Here is a 15,439-nt window from a genome sequence, read left to right on the forward strand (position 1 = left end):
GCCTTCGACTAATCCGGCCCTAGAGCTGTCGCAGGTCGCGGGCAAAGAGCTTCCAGCGCTCCACGTAATGTAGTGCCGACCTGTGCAGGGCGGCAACCGCCGTCTCGTCGAGCGTGCGGAGGACCTTTGCGGGCGAGCCGACGATCAGCGAGTTGTCAGGGAATTCCTTGCCTTCGGTGACCAGCGCATTGGCGCCGATCAGGCAGTTGTTGCCGATCCGGGCGCCGTTCAGGATCGTCGCTCCCATGCCGACGAGTGCGTTTTCGCCGACCGTGCAGCCGTGGATGATGGCGTGATGGCCGATGGTGCAGTCCGCTCCGATGGTGACGGGGAAGCCGAGATCATTGTGGATCATGACCCCTTCCTGGATGTTGGTGCGCGCGCCGATGACGATTGGCTCGTTGTCGCCACGCAGAACCGCGCCAAACCATATGCCGACGTCTTCGCGGATCTCCACATCGCCCACGACGGTGGCGGTCGGCGCAATCCAGTAGCGGTCGGGGGAAGGGGTCTTCGGCTGTTTCTCTCCCAGAGCATAGAGCGGCATCGTTCCTCCGATGTTGTCGTTCTTGTCGGGGGAGATGAGCCCGCCGATGAATCGTGGTCATTCTAGCCTTGATGCCCGTGGCGGAAAACTGGCGAATGAGGCGCTCTTGCTGTATGAGCGCGGCCATGGAAAGGACCGAGATGTATTCGCAAGCTCTGAAACACCGCCGCAAGATCTTCGCCGTGGCGCCGATGATCGACTGGACCGACCGGCATTGCCGCTATTTCCACCGGCAGCTGACGGGGGAGGCGCTGCTTTATACCGAGATGGTGGTGGCGGATGCGATCATCCATGGGCCGCGGGAAAGGCTGCTCAGCTTCTCGGAGGAAGAGCATCCGGTGGCGCTGCAGCTGGGTGGTTCGGATCCGGCAAAGCTTGCCGAGGCGGTGCGGATCGCTGCGGACTTCGGCTATGACGAGATCAACCTCAATGTCGGCTGTCCGTCGGACCGGGTTCAGTCTGGCACCTTCGGCGCCTGTCTGATGCGCATGCCGGAGCTGGTGGCGGACTGCGTTACGGCGATGAAGCGGGTGGCGAGCGTGCCGGTGACGGTGAAGTGCCGCATCGGGGTGGACGAGCAGGTGCCGGAAGAGGTGCTGCCAGATTTTGTGGCCCGCATGACCGGCGCCGGGGCGGAAGCGATCTGGATCCATGCCCGCAAAGCCTGGCTGCAGGGGCTGTCGCCGAAGGAGAACCGCGAGGTCCCGCCGCTCGATCACCGTCTCGTCCACCGGATGAAGGCGGAGAACCCGGGTGTCTTCCTCGGCATCAATGGCGGGATCGCGGATCTCGACCAGGCCCGCCACCATCTCGACCATTTGGACGGGGTGATGCTCGGACGGGCTGCCTACCAGAATGCTGGACTTCTGGCCGAGGTGGACGAGAAAATTTTCGGTCTGCCGCAGAAGGAGCAGGACTGGACAGCGCTCTGCGAGACGATGATGGCCTATAGCGATCGGGTTCTGGTGCAGGGCGGGCGGCTGAACCACGTGACCCGGCACATGGTCGGCCTGTTCCAGGGATATCCGGGTGCGCGGCGCTACCGGCAGATCCTTTCAACAGAGTCGACCAAGCCCGGCGCAAGCCCGCGGGTGATCGCGAACGCCTTTGCGGCGGTGGATGTCGCAAGCGCTGCCGACCCGTCCCTTGCGGCGGCCCGCAAGGCCGGCTGACGGGAGCAGCTTTTCCTAAATCGTCATCAGGTTTCTTGTTTGAGCGGAACGAAGTTGAAGGATGCGCATTTTCCCCAAGTCCCAATTACGCTCAACAAGGAGCCTGTCATGACCAAGCGTATGCTTTCCATCCTTCTTCTCTCCGCAGCCTTCCCGCTGGCTGCGTCTGCCCAGACGAATGACGGTGCCGCAACGACTGCACCGGCAGCTCCGGGCGTCGTCCAGGACGGCACCACCACCAATGAAACGATGACCAATGACAACGCCGCCGGCGGCATGACCAATGCCAAGCCGATGGGTCAGACGGCTGATGCCGGCAACATGACCGAAGGTCCGTTCGTGACCGTGCCGGAAACCGGCGCATGGCGCGTGTCGGACTTCCAGGGCAAGGCCGTTTACGGTTCCGATGGTGAAAGCATCGGCGAAATCAACGACGTTCTCGTCAGCCAGGACGGTTCGGTCAATGCCGTGATCATCGGCGTGGGCGGCTTCCTCGGCATCGGCGAGAAGGATGTTGCCGTCGACATGGGCGCTCTCGAGCTTGGCCCGGGTGCAACCCAGCAGGAAGCCGAGCAGGCTGCCATGAAGATGGAGCAGCAGCAGGAAGTTTCGGAAGAAACCACCGCTTCGACCGATGCTACCGGCACGGCAACGACGTCGGCTGGCGGCGCGACCATCGCTCCGGATGACGGCAACCAGACGGCCATGACCAATGACCCGGCTGCGACCACCAACACCACCTCGGGCACCGGCATGCCGGCGACCGGCGATGATGCCGAAGTGGCTGCCAACGATGCCGATACGATCCAGATCGGCGAAGACGGCCTGCCGGAGCGTATCGTCCTCAACGTGACCCGCCAGCAGCTGGAAGACGCACCTGCGTTTGAAGGCGTCCGTGGCGAGATGCAGGATCAGCAGTAAGCCACAACGATAATATCCCTCCCTCGACTCCACCCCCCGCAGTCCTGCTGCGGGGGGTGGGGCGTTCTTGGGAATTCCCAAAGCCCCTCAAGATGTGGACTGACCCCCGAAGGTTGATGTCAATTTCCGGGGGGGCAGTTAAATGTAGGGGCCTTGCAACCCACAGTAAATCGAGGGGTGGCGGCGGAAAAAACCCTCGAAATTCAGGGGCCGTTGACGAGGGCCAGGATCAGCTGGTGGACGGCGCCGCCTTCCGTCAGTTCCACCTGGTCGAACTGCCGCGACTGGCTCACCCGCTCGTCGGAAAACTGCTTCAGCCGCGCCTGCAGGGTCGCGCGCACCTTCCGGCACTCCGGGTCGTTTTCTTCCCGTAGGCCGAGGCTGAAGGCCTCGATGCCCTTGACCATCTCGATGATGTGCTGGCCGTGCACCCGCTCGTGCTTTTCCACCCCCGAGATGAAGCGTGCCCAGCTCTCCTTGACCCCCGGCGGCAGGTCTTTCGGCGCCTGCGGCAGGGTGTAGGTGATGACGAGCTTCGGCCGCGCCACCGCGAGCAGACAGGTGCCGTCCGGCTGCGGGCGGTAGTCGCGGGTCCAGGTAAGCTTGAAATTCGTCACGGCCACCGCCTGGCCGACGCCGGCGGCCGGGCGGCGTTCGCCGATCGAGCGGTAGAGATCGATGCCGGTTGTGCCGCGGACCGCATAGGCTTTCACCTGCTCCATCGGCGCCCAGGGCTGCGGCTCCGGTACGCCGGGCGGCAGCGGCGCGGGCGGGAAGGCGGTGGCAGGCTGCTGCTGCTGGCCCGGGGCCTCGCGCGCCCGTTGGGCGACGGCCTGGGTAACGGAGAGGAGGGCGGCGGCCAGGAGGAGGGATAACCGGCAGCGGGCGCGGAGGCGAGGGTTCGGCATGGTGCGCACATTAGACGAGCGCGGTGCCGGGGAAAAGGGGAGGGCGAACGCCCAGGCTAGTCCTCCGCCAGCCGCTTTCCCGCGCCCGTCGCGCCGTATCCCATTCCTCCCTCTGAGTCACTCGCCATAGGTTGGAGACTTAATCCAACGTGGCCTGGATACGTAGCAAGTCGAAGATTAGATTTACATCAATCTGCGACACTTTTAGCCCCGCCTGCAAACTCATCTAGCATACAACTCGCGAACCCTTGCTGCAACTTAAACAAGATCACGGCTGGGCCCTCACCGCCCCGGACGACCCGTCTTGCCCTTCGTGCGTCCCTTGCGCTTCTGCTCGCCGGGATCTTCGTAGCTTCCGACGCCGACCTTGCCGCGGATGACGGGAGACGGGTCGCCGTGGGGTCCTCGGGTCAAGCCCGAGGATGACGAAGGAGAGGTGAGTGCTTCGCCGCGCCCCGGCTGGCCTTCCAGCAGCGGCGAAAAGCGATTGCCCGTCTCGCCCAGCTTTTCCGGCAGCTTGCCGGGGAGGGGTTTTTCTGTGCGGCCCACGGTCATTTCGTCGAGAGTGTTCTTGCGGAACAGCGGCCTGGCCGTTTCGGTGCCGGGGCCTATGTCGTCGAGGCTGGGTTTGGCGAAGTAGGAAGTTTCCCCTCTCACCAAGTTCGCGTCGCCAATCGGCTGCGCCTCTTGGGGCGAACTATCCTCTCCCACAGGGGGAGAGGAGAAGCCGCGCTTGCCGCCCCGTTCCTGCGCCCGTGCCTCGGCCTTGGCGATGGGGTCGTCCATGGCCGACAGCTCCACCGCCTTCAACCGCTTGATCTCGTCGCGCAGGCGGGCGGCTTTTTCGAAGTCGAGGTCGGCGGCGGCGTTGCGCATGTCCTTTTCCAGCGCGTTGAGATGCGCCTGGAGGTTGTTGCCGACGAGGTGGCCGCCATCGGCGAAACCCTTGCCTGAGACGCCGGAGATATCGGCGCGGACGTGGTCGCGCTCGTAGACGGAGTCGAGGATATCGGAGATGTTGCGCTTCACCGATTCCGGCGTGATGCCGTGTTCCTCGTTATAGGCCATCTGCTTTTCACGGCGGCGCGCCGTTTCGTCCATCGCCCGCTGCATGGAGCCGGTGACCTGGTCGGCATAGAGGATGACCTTGCCGTCGACGTTTCGCGCCGCGCGGCCGATGGTCTGGATGAGCGAGGTTTCCGAGCGGAGAAAACCTTCCTTGTCGGCATCGAGGATGGCGACGAAGCCGCATTCGGGGATGTCGAGGCCCTCGCGCAGGAGGTTGATGCCGACCAGCACGTCGAAGGCGCCGAGCCGCAGGTCGCGGATGATCTCGATGCGCTCCAGCGTGTCGATGTCGGAATGCATGTAGCGGACGCGCACGCCCTGTTCATGCAGGTATTCGGTGAGGTCTTCCGCCATGCGCTTGGTGAGCACGGTGCAGAGCGTGCGGTAGCCCTTGGCGGCGGTTTCGCGGATCTCGCCGAGCACGTCGTCGACCTGGGTCTTGGCGGAGCGGACCTCCACCGGAGGGTCGATGAGGCCGGTCGGGCGGATGACCTGTTCGGCAAAGACGCCGCCGGCCTGTTCCATTTCCCAGTTGCCGGGCGTGGCGGACACGGCGACGGTGAGCGGGCGCATGGCGTCCCATTCCTCGAAGCGCAGCGGCCGGTTGTCCATGCAGGACGGCAGGCGGAAGCCGTATTCGGCGAGCGTCGCCTTGCGGCGGAAGTCGCCGCGATACATGCCGCCGATCTGGGGGATGGTGACGTGGCTCTCGTCGATGAAGATCAGCGCGTTGTCGGGGATGTATTCGAAGAGCGTCGGCGGCGGCTCGCCGGGGCGGCGGCCGGTGAGATAGCGCGAATAGTTCTCTATGCCGTTGCAGGCGCCGGTCGCTTCCATCATCTCGATGTCGTAGCGGGTGCGCTGTTCCAGCCGCTGGGCTTCCAGCAGCCGTCCGGCGGCCTCGAGCTCGGCGAGGCGGCCCTTCAGCTCCTCCTTGATCTGGCGGATCGCGGCATTCAGCGTCGGGCGCGGCGTGACATAGTGGGAGTTGGCGTAGATCTTGACCGACTTCAGGTCGCCGGTCTTCTGGCCGGTCAGCGGGTCGAACTCGGTGATCGCGTCGATCTCGTCGCCGAACATCGAAATGCGCCAGGCGGCATCCTCCAGGTGGGCGGGGAAGATTTCGATGGTATCGCCGCGCACCCGGAAGGAGCCGCGGGTGAAATCGATCTCCTTGCGCTTGTATTGCTGGGCGACGAGGTCGGCCAAGAGCTGGCGCTGGTCCAGCCGGTCGCCGACGGACATCTGGAAGGTCATGGCGGTATAGGTTTCCACCGAGCCGATACCGTAGATGCAGGAGACCGAGGCGACGATGATGCAGTCGTCACGCTCCAGGATTGCGCGGGTGGCGGCGTGGCGCATCCGGTCAATCTGCTCGTTGATCGATGATTCCTTCTCGATGAAGGTATCGGAGCGCGGCACATAGGCTTCCGGCTGGTAGTAGTCGTAATAGGAAACGAAATACTCCACCGCATTGTCGGGGAAGAAGCTCTTGAACTCGGAATAGAGCTGGGCGGCGAGCGTCTTGTTGGGGGCGAGGATGACCGCCGGGCGTTGCGTCGCCTCGATCACCTTGGCCATGGTGAAGGTTTTTCCGGAGCCGGTGACGCCGAGCAGGACCTGGGAGCGCTCGCCCGTGTTGATGCCCTCGACGAGATCGGCGATCGCCGTCGGCTGGTCGCCGGCGGGCTGGTATTCGGACGCCATGCGGATGGAGATGCCGCCTTCCGACTTTTCCGGCCGGGCCGGGCGGTGCGGCGTCCACAGCTTGCCGTCCTTGAACAGCGGGTTGCCGCTCTCGATCAGCTTGGCGAGCGCATCCACGGTGGCGGTGACCGCGCCGGGAGCAAGCGATTGCGCATCTTCCAGGCTTATGTCCATGCCGGCGACCGGATTGAGGCCGGCGGCGGCACGGGTTTTCGGGTCGGAGGAGGCACCGATGGAGACGCCGCGGGCGGTTTTCGACGCGGTGGTGTTCTTGGCCGTTTTCGGCTTTTCCTTCGCGGCGGCCTTGATGGCCTCCTCGCGGGCGGCGATCTCGATCTTCTTGCGGTGCTTGCCGGCCTTGGACGCGATCTCGCGCTGCGTCTCGATGCCGGACGCTTCCGCTTCCGCCTCCATCTGCTTCACCCAGTCGGACACCGAACTGGAGAGCGGCGCGCCTTCGAACGAGGATTGCGGGGCTTCGCCAAAACCTTCGTCAGGGGCGGAGGGGGTGGTTTTGCGGGGGGATCTGGCCATCGGCGGAATATGGCGAGTCGGCGGGCGAAAGTGAAGGGGGCGCGGCGGAAAATGAGTACAAAAGGGAAACGTGAAAGAGGCGGTGCGGCCGGCTCAGGAAGCCTCCGTCAGCTGCGCCTCGATCGCGGCCTTGTCGATGACGGACCAGACGCGGGCGATGCGGGTGTCCTCGAACTGGTAGAAGACGTTTTCGCTGAAGGACACGCGGCGGCCGTTGACCGCGAGGCCGAAGAGGATGCCGCCGGGCGTGCAATCGAACCGGAGGCGGCTGGCGACGGTGGGCGGGTCGGCGACCAGCAGTTCGACATGGAAATGAAGGTCGGGGATGGCTGCCACGTCGCGCTCCAGGATGCGGCGGTAGCCGGAAAGGCCGATCCGCTCGCCATTGTATTCGACCGCCGCGCCGACGAAGCGGCCGAGGGTTTCCCAGTCGCGGGCGTTCAGGCAGGCGATATAGCCGCGGTAGAGATCGGCGAGTTCCTCCTTCGTCATCGGCTCAATCCTCCGTGCGGCCGGTGCCTTCCCGATCGCGCTCGTAATGGTGTGCGAGGGGGAAGGGCGGCAGCCAGGTTTCGCGGCGGATCGTCCAGAGCTCGTAGCTGGGGGTGAAGTGGTCGGGGGCGTCGAGCGCGCCAAGCGCCACCTCGATCTCGTCGGCGCTGACGGCGAAGACGGAGGAGCCGCAGCGGGGGCAGAAATGCCGGCCGCGGTATTCCGAGCTTTCGCCCTCGATCGTCACGGCTTCGGCGGGGAAGATCGCCGAGACGTTGAAGAGTGCGCCGTGATGCTTGCGGCAGTCGAGGCAGTGGCAGAGGCCGGTGCGATAGGGCCTGCCACGGGCGGTAAGGCGGAGCTGGCCGCAAAGGCAGCCGCCGGTGACGTCGTCCATGATGCGCTCCTTCTTTTCGTGACGGGAGGCTAGGGCGAAGGTCCGGCGGCGGCAAGGTTTCTCAGGCAGGAGCGCCGGCCGGCTGCGGCGTCTTGCCCGGCAGCGGCGGGAAGGCCAGCGCGATGGAGACCGCGCCGAGGCCCACCAGCGCGGAGCCGATAAACAGCCACTGGTAGCTGGCGAAGGCGTCGAAGGCCCAGCCGCCGGCGAGCGGGCCGAAGGCCATGCCGACGGAGGACAGCATGGTGGCGGCGCCGAAGACGGTGCCCACGACATGCGGGCCGAAATACTCCCGCGCCAGCACCGCATAGAGCGGCATGACGCCGCCATAGGTGCCACCAAAAATCACCGCCAGCGTGTAGAAGCTCGTCAGACTGTCGGCGGCGAGATAGGCGGAGATCACCGCCGCCTGAACGAGGAGGCCCGCGACCAGCACCGGCTTGACGCCGATGCGGTCGGCGAGCACGCCGAAGAGCACGCGGCCGCCGAGCCCCGCCAGGCCCTCGACGCTGTAGATGCTGACGGCGGTCATGGGCGCGATGCCGCAGAGCATGGCATAGCTCACCATGTGGAAGATCGGCCCGGAATGGGCGGCACAGCAGGCGAAGAAGGTGAAGCCGAGCACGAGGAACTGCGGCGCCAGCAGCAGGCGCGACAGCGGCTGGCGGCGCGCCTCGACCGCGCTTGCCTGATCGTCCGCCGAGAGCGCCGGCGGGCGGCGGATCAGGAGGGCCGTCGGCAGCAGGATCACCCAGGCGCCGACGCCGATCATCAGCATGGCGGTGCGCCAGTCGTAAGCCGAGATGAGGGTGCGGGCGAGCGGCGAGACGGTCATCGGCGCCATGCCCATGCCGGCGGAGACGAGCGAGATGGCCAGCCCGCGCCGGGTATCGAACCAGGTCATCACGGCGGCGATCATCGGCGCGAAGAAGGCGCTGGCGGCAAGCCCCACCAGCGTGCCATAGGCGAGCTGGAAGGCAAGAAGGCTTTCGGCGCGGCTGGCCAGCACCAGCGCCAGGCCAAGCAAGACCGAACCGATCAGGACCACGATCCGGGCGCCAAACCGGTCGGTGAGCGAGCCCCAGAGGAAGCCGCCGACGCCCATGACCAGGAAGTTCAGCGTCATGGCAGTGGAAATGCCGGCGCGCGACCAGCCGGTGTCGCTCGCCACCGGCTCCAGGAAGATCGCCAGCGAAAACATGGTGCCCGCCGCCACGCAGCCCATCAACCCGCCTGCGGCAACGATCACCCAACGATATGCACGTGCCATGACCCTCTCCCGAACACGGCCGGCGGTGGCGCCGGCGAGGTTAGTTGAGGCAAGGACGGATGGGGAGAGGGGATTCCGACAGGGGGGTAATATTGGGTTCGGCAGGATCGGGCCAGTCAATAACCGGCGCGTCGACCGAAGCGGATGCGGAGCATGGACGACATTATGTGTGCAAACCGGATGGCATGTTAGGGGCCGCGAATGGAATGGCTGGTGTTGTAACAGGAGAAGCCGCCATTGTCGGCCGACGCCTGGAACGACGCCCCTCTAGGAATCGAAGCAAGTGTGCTCCTAGTTCTCGCGTCTAGATTGGCGTTGCACCACTTAAAAGGCAGCGGAGACGCCCTCTGCAGGATCGCTGCTTCCGAGCGCTACCCACAGCAGGCTCCATTCCGGGTTACTTGTCCTATGCCTGTACACCCCTTGCCCCTCATGCTCCATTATACGTGTTTGCGTAATGATCCCTCCGCGCTGCGCGAGCGAGGCAGATCGGAATTGTGGAGCAAGGTTTGTAATTCCTCCAATGTTGAAATCCCATCCATCGCGGGTCTGTCAGATACGGAGATTTTCCAAGCGTACAGTTTCAAATGGATCTCCTGACAAAGTCACATGGCTTCCAGACGTTTCAGCCGGCCAATTGAGAGAAGACCCTGGACACGGGATGATCGCCTCTTCGATCAGCAGCTTCATCTGGTCATCTGACCCTTAATAACCTGAGGGCACTCGAACAGGGGCGAGCGAAGCGAGTTCCAGCTGAAGAGGGGCTGCGGCCTTCGAATGGAGCAAGGGTCAGCCACCGTACAGAGGAGAGCGGCGAGAACAGGGGCAGGTCTATACGCAGCTGAATGTTGGCGGGCGGCGTTATAGCTGCTTCCACGCTCTTCCGGCCAGCCTTTCGTCAACAGGCTCAGGCGCTGCGCCTTTCTGATGCGTCGGTTAGCTCGGCAGACTGTAAGGGACGCGTTCGTCGCAGCGGCGAGGGAGGCTGGCCTTCTTCAGTGACGGATGGAGCACTCGCTCCCGTTAGGACGCTCGCATAGCTTGCCGGAAGACGTCCGGGAACTTTGGGTGGAAGAGGCTTGTTGAAACCGAACTCGTGGCAATGAAGGAAGCTTTGAGATGATCGACACAAAGACTCACGGCATCATCGACTACGTGACTGGCGCTCTCCTGATCATTGCGCCTTACCTCTTCGGATTTGCCAACGGCGGCGTACAGCAGTGGCTTCCGCAGCTTCTAGGGGCCATGATAATTGTAATGAGCTTGATAACGAAGTACGAGCTCAGCGCCGCCAAGGTGATCCCGTTGAAGGCCCACCTCTCTGTTGACGTGCTGGGCGGTGTGCTCCTGGCAGCATCTCCTTGGCTATTTGGCTTTGCCGACGTGATCTGGTGGCCGCACCTGCTCGTCGGTCTGATGGAGATCGTCGTCGCGCTCATGACCAAACGAGATCGCTCGCAGCGGCTCTAACCGCAGCTTCCAGAGGCGCCGCTTCATAGTCGTGAATCGGCTCACGACAACCTCCGTACGTCGTTCGCAGGACAGAGAGATGCCACGTCAAATTGAGTTCGCGGGGGCGCCGGCCGAATGCAAGCTGCTACTGGATAGGCTGCATGATCATCCAGGAATTGCTCGGATCACACTACACTCGGGTGCATCCAGAGTTCCGCAAGGAGACGTACTCATTATCGAGGCCGCCAATCAGGTGGCCGGTGAAATCCTGAACCTGTTTCGCGAAGTGAACTTGCTCCATAGCGGCGCAGTGAGCATCATTGAGCCGAACGTCACGATCCGTGCACACGCATCCCAGACCATCAGCAAGGAAGGTAACGACGCCATATGGGAAGAGACTGGTGCAATGATGCGTCAGGCACCAACCCATCTTTCAACTTCATCGCATTGATGGGCGTGTCCGGAGCAGTTGCCGCCTTCGGGATTGTCTCGGATACCATCCACATTGTCATTGGCGCCATGTTGATCGCGCCCGGCTTCGAGCCACTGTTGCGCGTGATTTTCGGGGTGCTGGACGATCGCCACAGCGTGACGGCAGGCCTCAGGGCAAACGCTTACGGATACCTTGCACTCGCAGCTTCGGCCGCTGTCGCGACTCCTGTAGCGCTACTAGTAAGTGGCACAACGGTAGATCAATTGGCAGCGGGCTACTGGGCGAACTATTGGTCCAGGATAGAAGCGAGCGGCATCGCTACATCCCTTGTTGCCGGCTTCGCAGGGTGGATCATCGTGTCCTCACGCATGAAGGTCCTCGGCACCGGTGTGATGGTAGCCTTGGCCTTGATCCCTGCCATGGCACTTGTCGGTATCGGACTGGCGACGGGACTTCCGCATCTGATGCTCGGGGGAGCGTCGCGGTGGGTGGCGGAGGTGCTCTGCGTCCTGGTGAGCGGCGGCTTGATCATCCTCTTCAAACGCAAGCTCATGTATCGCGGTGCTTCTGACTGATGGCGTCATCAGGCTGAGATCGTTTTCGCGGCATGAAAACCTATCGGTGATGGCGCAGGCCATGATTGACCGCCGCGCTATACTGTTCGTGCTGAGGGGGCGCTGAAGAAGTCGCCTTCCTTCATGCAGTGAGAAAGGGACCTGGCTTTGGTGGGACGTGAAAGAGAACTATGGCTCTGCCTTTCTGGAGGCAACGCTCTCGGGGCCTATCATGCTGGCGCCTACGACGCGCTTTCGGCTGCGGGAGCAGCACACCCACCCGCATCGCTGGCGCCTCCGTAGGCGCAATCATGGGCGCGATTATCGCGGGCAACGCACCGGAAGACCGCGTGGACCGCCTGCGCCAGTTTTGGGGCCGCGCGGCTCAGTATGAGACTGCGCTCCCCATGGCCGGCGCTTTTTCTAGCTATCGTGCAGGGGAGTGGCTGTCGTTGTTGCAGACGCTTGCCTACGGGCGGACCGGCCTCTTTCACCGGACCCCCCCGAGCCTGCTGCCACTTTTGCCGGGTACACGCTCTTCGGCATACCTCTTCGACACCTCCCCGCTCCGTAAAACGCTAACTGAACTCGTCGACTTCGGTCGCCTCTTAGATGGCCCCGTGCGGCTTCTTGCAACGGCCGTAGACCTGGAAACAGGCGAGGACGTCACGTTCGACAGCCATGCGGGCGGGATAGAGCTCGATCATCTGATGGCGAGTGCAGCCTTTCCCATCGCCTTCCCACCGGTCAAGGTTGATGGACGTCTCTGCGTCGATGCCGGCGTCTCCGCCAACCTACCGATCGCGCCATTGTTTGCGTCAAACGATGCAGATGATGTGCTCTGCCTGGCGTTCGATCTAGTACCGGCCCGTGGCAGGGCACCAGACTCTCTCGATGACGCCGTGAAACGGGCGCAGGACCTGATCTTCGCGTCACAGAGCCGACATGCCTTGCAGGCTATCACAAGTTCGGTGACATCAGATTCATCGGCAAAAGCAGCGATTGTGCATCTTTCCTATGATGGGAACGATCAGGAGATCGGCGGCAAATCTCTAGAATTCTCTGCGCAATCGATTCGGCGTCGCTGGGCGGCAGGGAAAGCAGAGACCGCGAAGGTTCTCGCCCGATGGGCAGAGTTGAATCAGGGGGACGGCCTTTCGATCTTCCGTTTACAGGGCGACCAAGTGAAGCGCCTGAGCTGGGACAGGCCTCGTGGAGCGGCTAGCCCCACGTAGGCACCGATCACGATGCAGCGTTTTACCGTCTGTTACAGGCCGTTGTGAGGTCTGCTTTCGGCAAGTTTCATAGCTAGTCTCCATGACTGACATGGCGGCGTGAAACGGCCGCAGCGGCCCGCTTGATCGAACCGCGGACGATCGACCTGTCCGAAAGCTGGAGGAGTTGCGGCCTCCGGCCTATATCCGGTCAGAGGAAATGCAGCAGGGAAGAGTGAGCCGACCATGAGCGCTGCCTTCGTCAAGGAAGAGAGTGCGGAAACGGCGGCGGAGACGCTTTTGCCGGATCGTTCGGTCTCGCCGCATCCCAACCTCGTGACGGAGGCGGGGCTGGAGGCGTTGAAGGGGCAGCTGGAGGAGGCGCGCGAGGCTTACCAAGCGGCGAGTGCCATCGAGGACGTCAACGAGCGGCGGCGGCAGGCGGGGCCTTTGCGGGATCTGCGGTATTTCACTGAGCGGGTGCGCACGGCGCAGGTCATGCCGGAGCCGGTGGCGTCGGAAGTCGTGGCCTTCGGCAGCACGGTGACCTTTTCGCGCGAGGACGGGCGGGTCCAGCGCTACCGGATCGTCGGCGAGGACGAGGCCGATCCCAAGGCGGGCACGATCTCCTATGTGTCTCCCGTCGCCCGGCAGCTGATGGGCAAGCGGGTGGGGGATCTCGTCTCGGTCGGCGGGCAGGAGCTGGAGCTCCTTGCGATCTCCTGAGCCGGGTGAGCGGGCGCAGCGTGGTCCCGGCGGGACGCCATCGCCGGATTGTTCAGGGCGAGGTTTTTGGTCCGCGGTCGGGCGGAATTGCGATGCAAGGCGCTCCGGTCGCCATCCCGTCGTGTCGATCAGCTTTGGGCGCCGGCCGGAAAGGTGATGGTGGCGCAGGCGCCTCCGCCTGTTCTGCTCTTGACGGAAAAAGCGGCGCCATGCGCTTCGGCAATCGCCTTGACGACGGTCAGGCCAAGGCCGGTTCCGTTGGCGCCGCGCGCATTCGTTGCCTCGCTTCGCCAGAACATGTCGAAGGAGGATTGGAGCACATCCGGGGGCATGCCCGGCCCCCGATCCTCCACGCTTATGAACGACCTGCCGGCCTCGTCGGTGCCGGTGCGGACATCGATCGGGCCATGGCCTCCGGCATAGCGGCGGGCATTGTCGAGGAGGGCCAGCAGAGCCTGCCGGAACCGGACGGGATCGATCGCGGCGGGTGCGGGCTGCAGAAAGGTTCGGCAGGTGAGGCCGTTTCCGGCAGACGCTTTGAACAGGTCCACCGTGTCGGTGACCTGGGAGGCGAGGTCGGTGTCGGTCAGCGGCGCCATGAAGCTCGCTGTCCCGACCAGAGAAAGCGTATTGAGCTGCTCCACCAGTCGCGCCATGCCTTGCGTCTGCGCATAAAGCGCCCTGATGCGGTCGTGGGTGGGCTCGATCACGCCGTCGCTCATGCCTTGCAGATTGCCCTGCAGCACCGTCAGTGGGGTTCGCAATTCATGCGCCACGGCGCGGGTGTTGAACTTCAGCCGCCGCTCGAGGGAGGAGAGTTCGGAGGCCATGCTGTTGATGGTCGATGCCAGGGCTTCGATCTCTCGCGTCGCGCTGGGTTCGACGTCCACGAGGAAATCGCCGCCCCGGATCTTCTCGGCAGCCGCGGTAAACCGGCTCAAGGGAGCGGCGATGCGGAAGGCGAAGAACACGCCGATCAGGCTTGAAAGCAGGATCGATGCGGCCCCGAAGCCCAGGATGGCGGCGATGGGGGCGACTTCGCTCACCTCTTCCAGGCTGGGGAAGACGACGGCCAGCGCCGCCAGGGCATCCGGATCGGGCACCAGGCCCGCATTGAGATCATTCCACGCGCGCTTGGCGTCGGCCGGAAGGTGATCGACGGACACGGTTTCCGCGCGGTCGACGTACCATTCGACGAAAAAGTAAAGCAGCGCGATGGTGACGAACTGCGTGACCGACACGGCCGCGACCGTCAGAAAGGCAAGCGAGGGTCTTCTAGCCATTGTCGGATCTCGCAAAGCGATAGCCAACGCCGCGGACGGTCGTGATGTAGCCGGGCTGGCCCTTGTCGGCGAGTTTCCGTCTCAGATTGGCGATGTGCGTGTCAATCGTCCGGTCGAGGGCGTCGCTGTCGGGCATGGACGCGTCGAGCAGGGAGGCGCGGTCGAAGGTCCTGAACGGGAAGCGGACGAGGCATGCCAGGAGGCGGAATTCGCTCAGCGTCAAGGAGAGGCTTGTTTCGGTGCCATCAGCGATGACCACCGCGGTGTGCGAATCCAGCCGGACCTCGATCGCATCATGGCGAAGCACGGCTTGTGGCGCCACACCCCTGGTGCGCTTCAGAACGGCGCCGACGCGCGCGACGACTTCCTGCGGATTGAAGGGCTTGGTGACGTAATCGTCGGCGCCGAGTTTGAGCCCCAGGAGCTTGTCGGTGTCGTCGTCCATGGCCGACACGAAGATGACGGGAACGGTTGATTCGGAGCGGATCCTCGCCAGCACGTCGAAGCCGTCCATGTCGGGCAATCCAACGTCGAGCAGGATGAGATCCGGCCGCAGCATCTTGTGGTGGGTCAGGGCTGTCCGGCCGTTTGCCGCGGCCACCGTGCGGTAGCCGCCGCGCTGCAGATAGCGATCGAGCAGCAGGGCGATCTCGGCATCGTCCTCAACCAGCAAAATCAGGGAAGAGAGCATCGACCTTCTTCTACGTTCACAGCGCCTCCACGCGATCTCCGCCCAATCTTGACAAACCTTGCCGAAGCAA

Annotated in this window: 15 protein-coding genes; 7 read left to right on the top strand and 8 right to left on the bottom strand. The window is 63.8% G+C overall.

Annotated elements, in window-relative coordinates:
• Positions 1–19: 19 nt before the first annotated feature.
• Positions 20–547 carry a gamma carbonic anhydrase family protein gene (locus MUU54_RS04285; protein WP_247242807.1) on the bottom strand — a complete coding sequence of 176 codons (528 nt, stop codon included), beginning with the start codon at positions 545–547 and terminating at the stop codon, positions 20–22.
• A gap of 140 nt (positions 548–687) precedes the next feature.
• Between MUU54_RS04285 and dusA the strand changes: the two genes are divergently transcribed.
• Together dusA and MUU54_RS04295 are read left to right on the top strand one after the other, a co-directional pair.
• A complete protein-coding gene (dusA, locus tag MUU54_RS04290) occupies positions 688–1,719 on the top strand; it encodes a tRNA dihydrouridine(20/20a) synthase DusA (RefSeq protein ID WP_247243001.1) in 1,032 nt (343 codons plus the stop codon).
• A 108-nt stretch (positions 1,720–1,827) separates the two neighbouring features.
• Positions 1,828–2,640, top strand: coding sequence for a PRC-barrel domain-containing protein (locus MUU54_RS04295; RefSeq protein WP_247242808.1), 813 nt, complete (start codon positions 1,828–1,830; stop codon positions 2,638–2,640).
• A gap of 203 nt (positions 2,641–2,843) precedes the next feature.
• On the opposite strand, the gene MUU54_RS04300 is transcribed toward MUU54_RS04295, so the two are convergent.
• From MUU54_RS04300 to MUU54_RS04320, 5 genes are all read right to left on the bottom strand, one after another.
• Positions 2,844–3,362: a DUF922 domain-containing Zn-dependent protease gene (locus MUU54_RS04300; RefSeq protein WP_247243002.1), complete on the bottom strand. Its 519-nt coding sequence runs from the start codon at positions 3,360–3,362 to the stop codon at positions 2,844–2,846.
• A gap of 468 nt (positions 3,363–3,830) precedes the next feature.
• The gene (uvrB, locus tag MUU54_RS04305; protein WP_247242809.1) at positions 3,831–6,857 is read right to left on the bottom strand and encodes an excinuclease ABC subunit UvrB; all 3,027 of its coding nucleotides are present in this window, start codon (positions 6,855–6,857) and stop codon (positions 3,831–3,833) included.
• A gap of 93 nt (positions 6,858–6,950) precedes the next feature.
• On the bottom strand, positions 6,951–7,349 hold the full coding sequence (locus MUU54_RS04310; RefSeq protein ID WP_247242810.1) for an ester cyclase: 399 nt from the start codon (positions 7,347–7,349) through the stop codon (positions 6,951–6,953).
• 4 nt (positions 7,350–7,353) lie between these two features.
• The gene (locus MUU54_RS04315) at positions 7,354–7,746 is read right to left on the bottom strand and encodes a GFA family protein (protein WP_247242811.1); all 393 of its coding nucleotides are present in this window, start codon (positions 7,744–7,746) and stop codon (positions 7,354–7,356) included.
• Between the two features lie 61 nt (positions 7,747–7,807).
• Positions 7,808–9,016: an MFS transporter gene (locus MUU54_RS04320; protein ID WP_247242812.1), complete on the bottom strand. Its 1,209-nt coding sequence runs from the start codon at positions 9,014–9,016 to the stop codon at positions 7,808–7,810.
• Positions 9,017–10,135: 1,119 nt separating this feature from the next.
• On the opposite strand from MUU54_RS04320, the gene MUU54_RS04325 reads away from it, so the two are divergent.
• The 5 genes from MUU54_RS04325 (at position 10,136) to greA (ending at position 13,395) form a co-directional block, all read left to right on the top strand.
• The gene (locus MUU54_RS04325; RefSeq protein ID WP_247242813.1) at positions 10,136–10,486 is read left to right on the top strand and encodes an SPW repeat domain-containing protein; all 351 of its coding nucleotides are present in this window, start codon (positions 10,136–10,138) and stop codon (positions 10,484–10,486) included.
• A 79-nt stretch (positions 10,487–10,565) separates the two neighbouring features.
• Positions 10,566–10,919, top strand: a complete 354-nt coding sequence (locus tag MUU54_RS04330; RefSeq protein ID WP_247242814.1) for a hypothetical protein — start codon at positions 10,566–10,568, stop codon at positions 10,917–10,919.
• 5 nt (positions 10,920–10,924) lie between these two features.
• Positions 10,925–11,476, top strand: a complete 552-nt coding sequence (locus tag MUU54_RS04335; protein WP_247242815.1) for a TIGR00271 membrane domain-containing protein — start codon at positions 10,925–10,927, stop codon at positions 11,474–11,476.
• Positions 11,477–11,646: 170 nt separating this feature from the next.
• Positions 11,647–12,690, top strand: coding sequence for a patatin-like phospholipase family protein (locus MUU54_RS04340; protein WP_281433210.1), 1,044 nt, complete (start codon positions 11,647–11,649; stop codon positions 12,688–12,690).
• Between the two features lie 225 nt (positions 12,691–12,915).
• Positions 12,916–13,395 (top strand): transcription elongation factor GreA, encoded by a 480-nt coding sequence (gene greA / locus MUU54_RS04345; RefSeq protein ID WP_247242817.1) that lies wholly within the window; start codon positions 12,916–12,918, stop codon positions 13,393–13,395.
• Between the two features lie 128 nt (positions 13,396–13,523).
• On the opposite strand, the gene MUU54_RS04350 is transcribed toward greA, so the two are convergent.
• Positions 13,524–14,678 (bottom strand): sensor histidine kinase, encoded by a 1,155-nt coding sequence (locus MUU54_RS04350; RefSeq protein WP_247242818.1) that lies wholly within the window; start codon positions 14,676–14,678, stop codon positions 13,524–13,526.
• Entirely contained in the window at positions 14,671–15,369 is a 699-nt protein-coding gene (locus tag MUU54_RS04355; RefSeq protein ID WP_247242819.1) for a response regulator transcription factor, read from the bottom strand. The genes MUU54_RS04350 and MUU54_RS04355 overlap by 8 nt, the downstream gene beginning before the upstream one ends.
• Positions 15,370–15,439 lie beyond the last annotated feature (70 nt).

Source organism: Pseudorhizobium tarimense (genome assembly GCF_022968135.1).
Classification (GTDB): Bacteria; Pseudomonadota; Alphaproteobacteria; order Rhizobiales; family Rhizobiaceae; genus Neorhizobium; species Neorhizobium tarimense.

What these genes read in the sequence shown, in the direction of transcription:
- MUU54_RS04285 (WP_247242807.1), bottom strand. Translation starts at nt 547, where the DNA reads ATGCCGCTCTATGCTCTGGGAGAGAAACAGCCGAAGACCCCTTCCCCC.
- dusA (WP_247243001.1), top strand. Translation starts at nt 688, where the DNA reads ATGTATTCGCAAGCTCTGAAACACCGCCGCAAGATCTTCGCCGTGGCG.
- MUU54_RS04295 (WP_247242808.1), top strand. Translation starts at nt 1,828, where the DNA reads ATGACCAAGCGTATGCTTTCCATCCTTCTTCTCTCCGCAGCCTTCCCG.
- MUU54_RS04300 (WP_247243002.1), bottom strand. Translation starts at nt 3,362, where the DNA reads ATGGAGCAGGTGAAAGCCTATGCGGTCCGCGGCACAACCGGCATCGAT.
- uvrB (WP_247242809.1), bottom strand. Translation starts at nt 6,857, where the DNA reads ATGGCCAGATCCCCCCGCAAAACCACCCCCTCCGCCCCTGACGAAGGT.
- MUU54_RS04310 (WP_247242810.1), bottom strand. Translation starts at nt 7,349, where the DNA reads ATGACGAAGGAGGAACTCGCCGATCTCTACCGCGGCTATATCGCCTGC.
- MUU54_RS04315 (WP_247242811.1), bottom strand. Translation starts at nt 7,746, where the DNA reads ATGGACGACGTCACCGGCGGCTGCCTTTGCGGCCAGCTCCGCCTTACC.
- MUU54_RS04320 (WP_247242812.1), bottom strand. Translation starts at nt 9,016, where the DNA reads ATGGCACGTGCATATCGTTGGGTGATCGTTGCCGCAGGCGGGTTGATG.
- MUU54_RS04325 (WP_247242813.1), top strand. Translation starts at nt 10,136, where the DNA reads ATGATCGACACAAAGACTCACGGCATCATCGACTACGTGACTGGCGCT.
- MUU54_RS04330 (WP_247242814.1), top strand. Translation starts at nt 10,566, where the DNA reads ATGCCACGTCAAATTGAGTTCGCGGGGGCGCCGGCCGAATGCAAGCTG.
- MUU54_RS04340 (WP_281433210.1), top strand. Translation starts at nt 11,647, where the DNA reads ATGGCTCTGCCTTTCTGGAGGCAACGCTCTCGGGGCCTATCATGCTGG.
- greA (WP_247242817.1), top strand. Translation starts at nt 12,916, where the DNA reads ATGAGCGCTGCCTTCGTCAAGGAAGAGAGTGCGGAAACGGCGGCGGAG.
- MUU54_RS04350 (WP_247242818.1), bottom strand. Translation starts at nt 14,678, where the DNA reads ATGGCTAGAAGACCCTCGCTTGCCTTTCTGACGGTCGCGGCCGTGTCG.
- MUU54_RS04355 (WP_247242819.1), bottom strand. Translation starts at nt 15,369, where the DNA reads ATGCTCTCTTCCCTGATTTTGCTGGTTGAGGACGATGCCGAGATCGCC.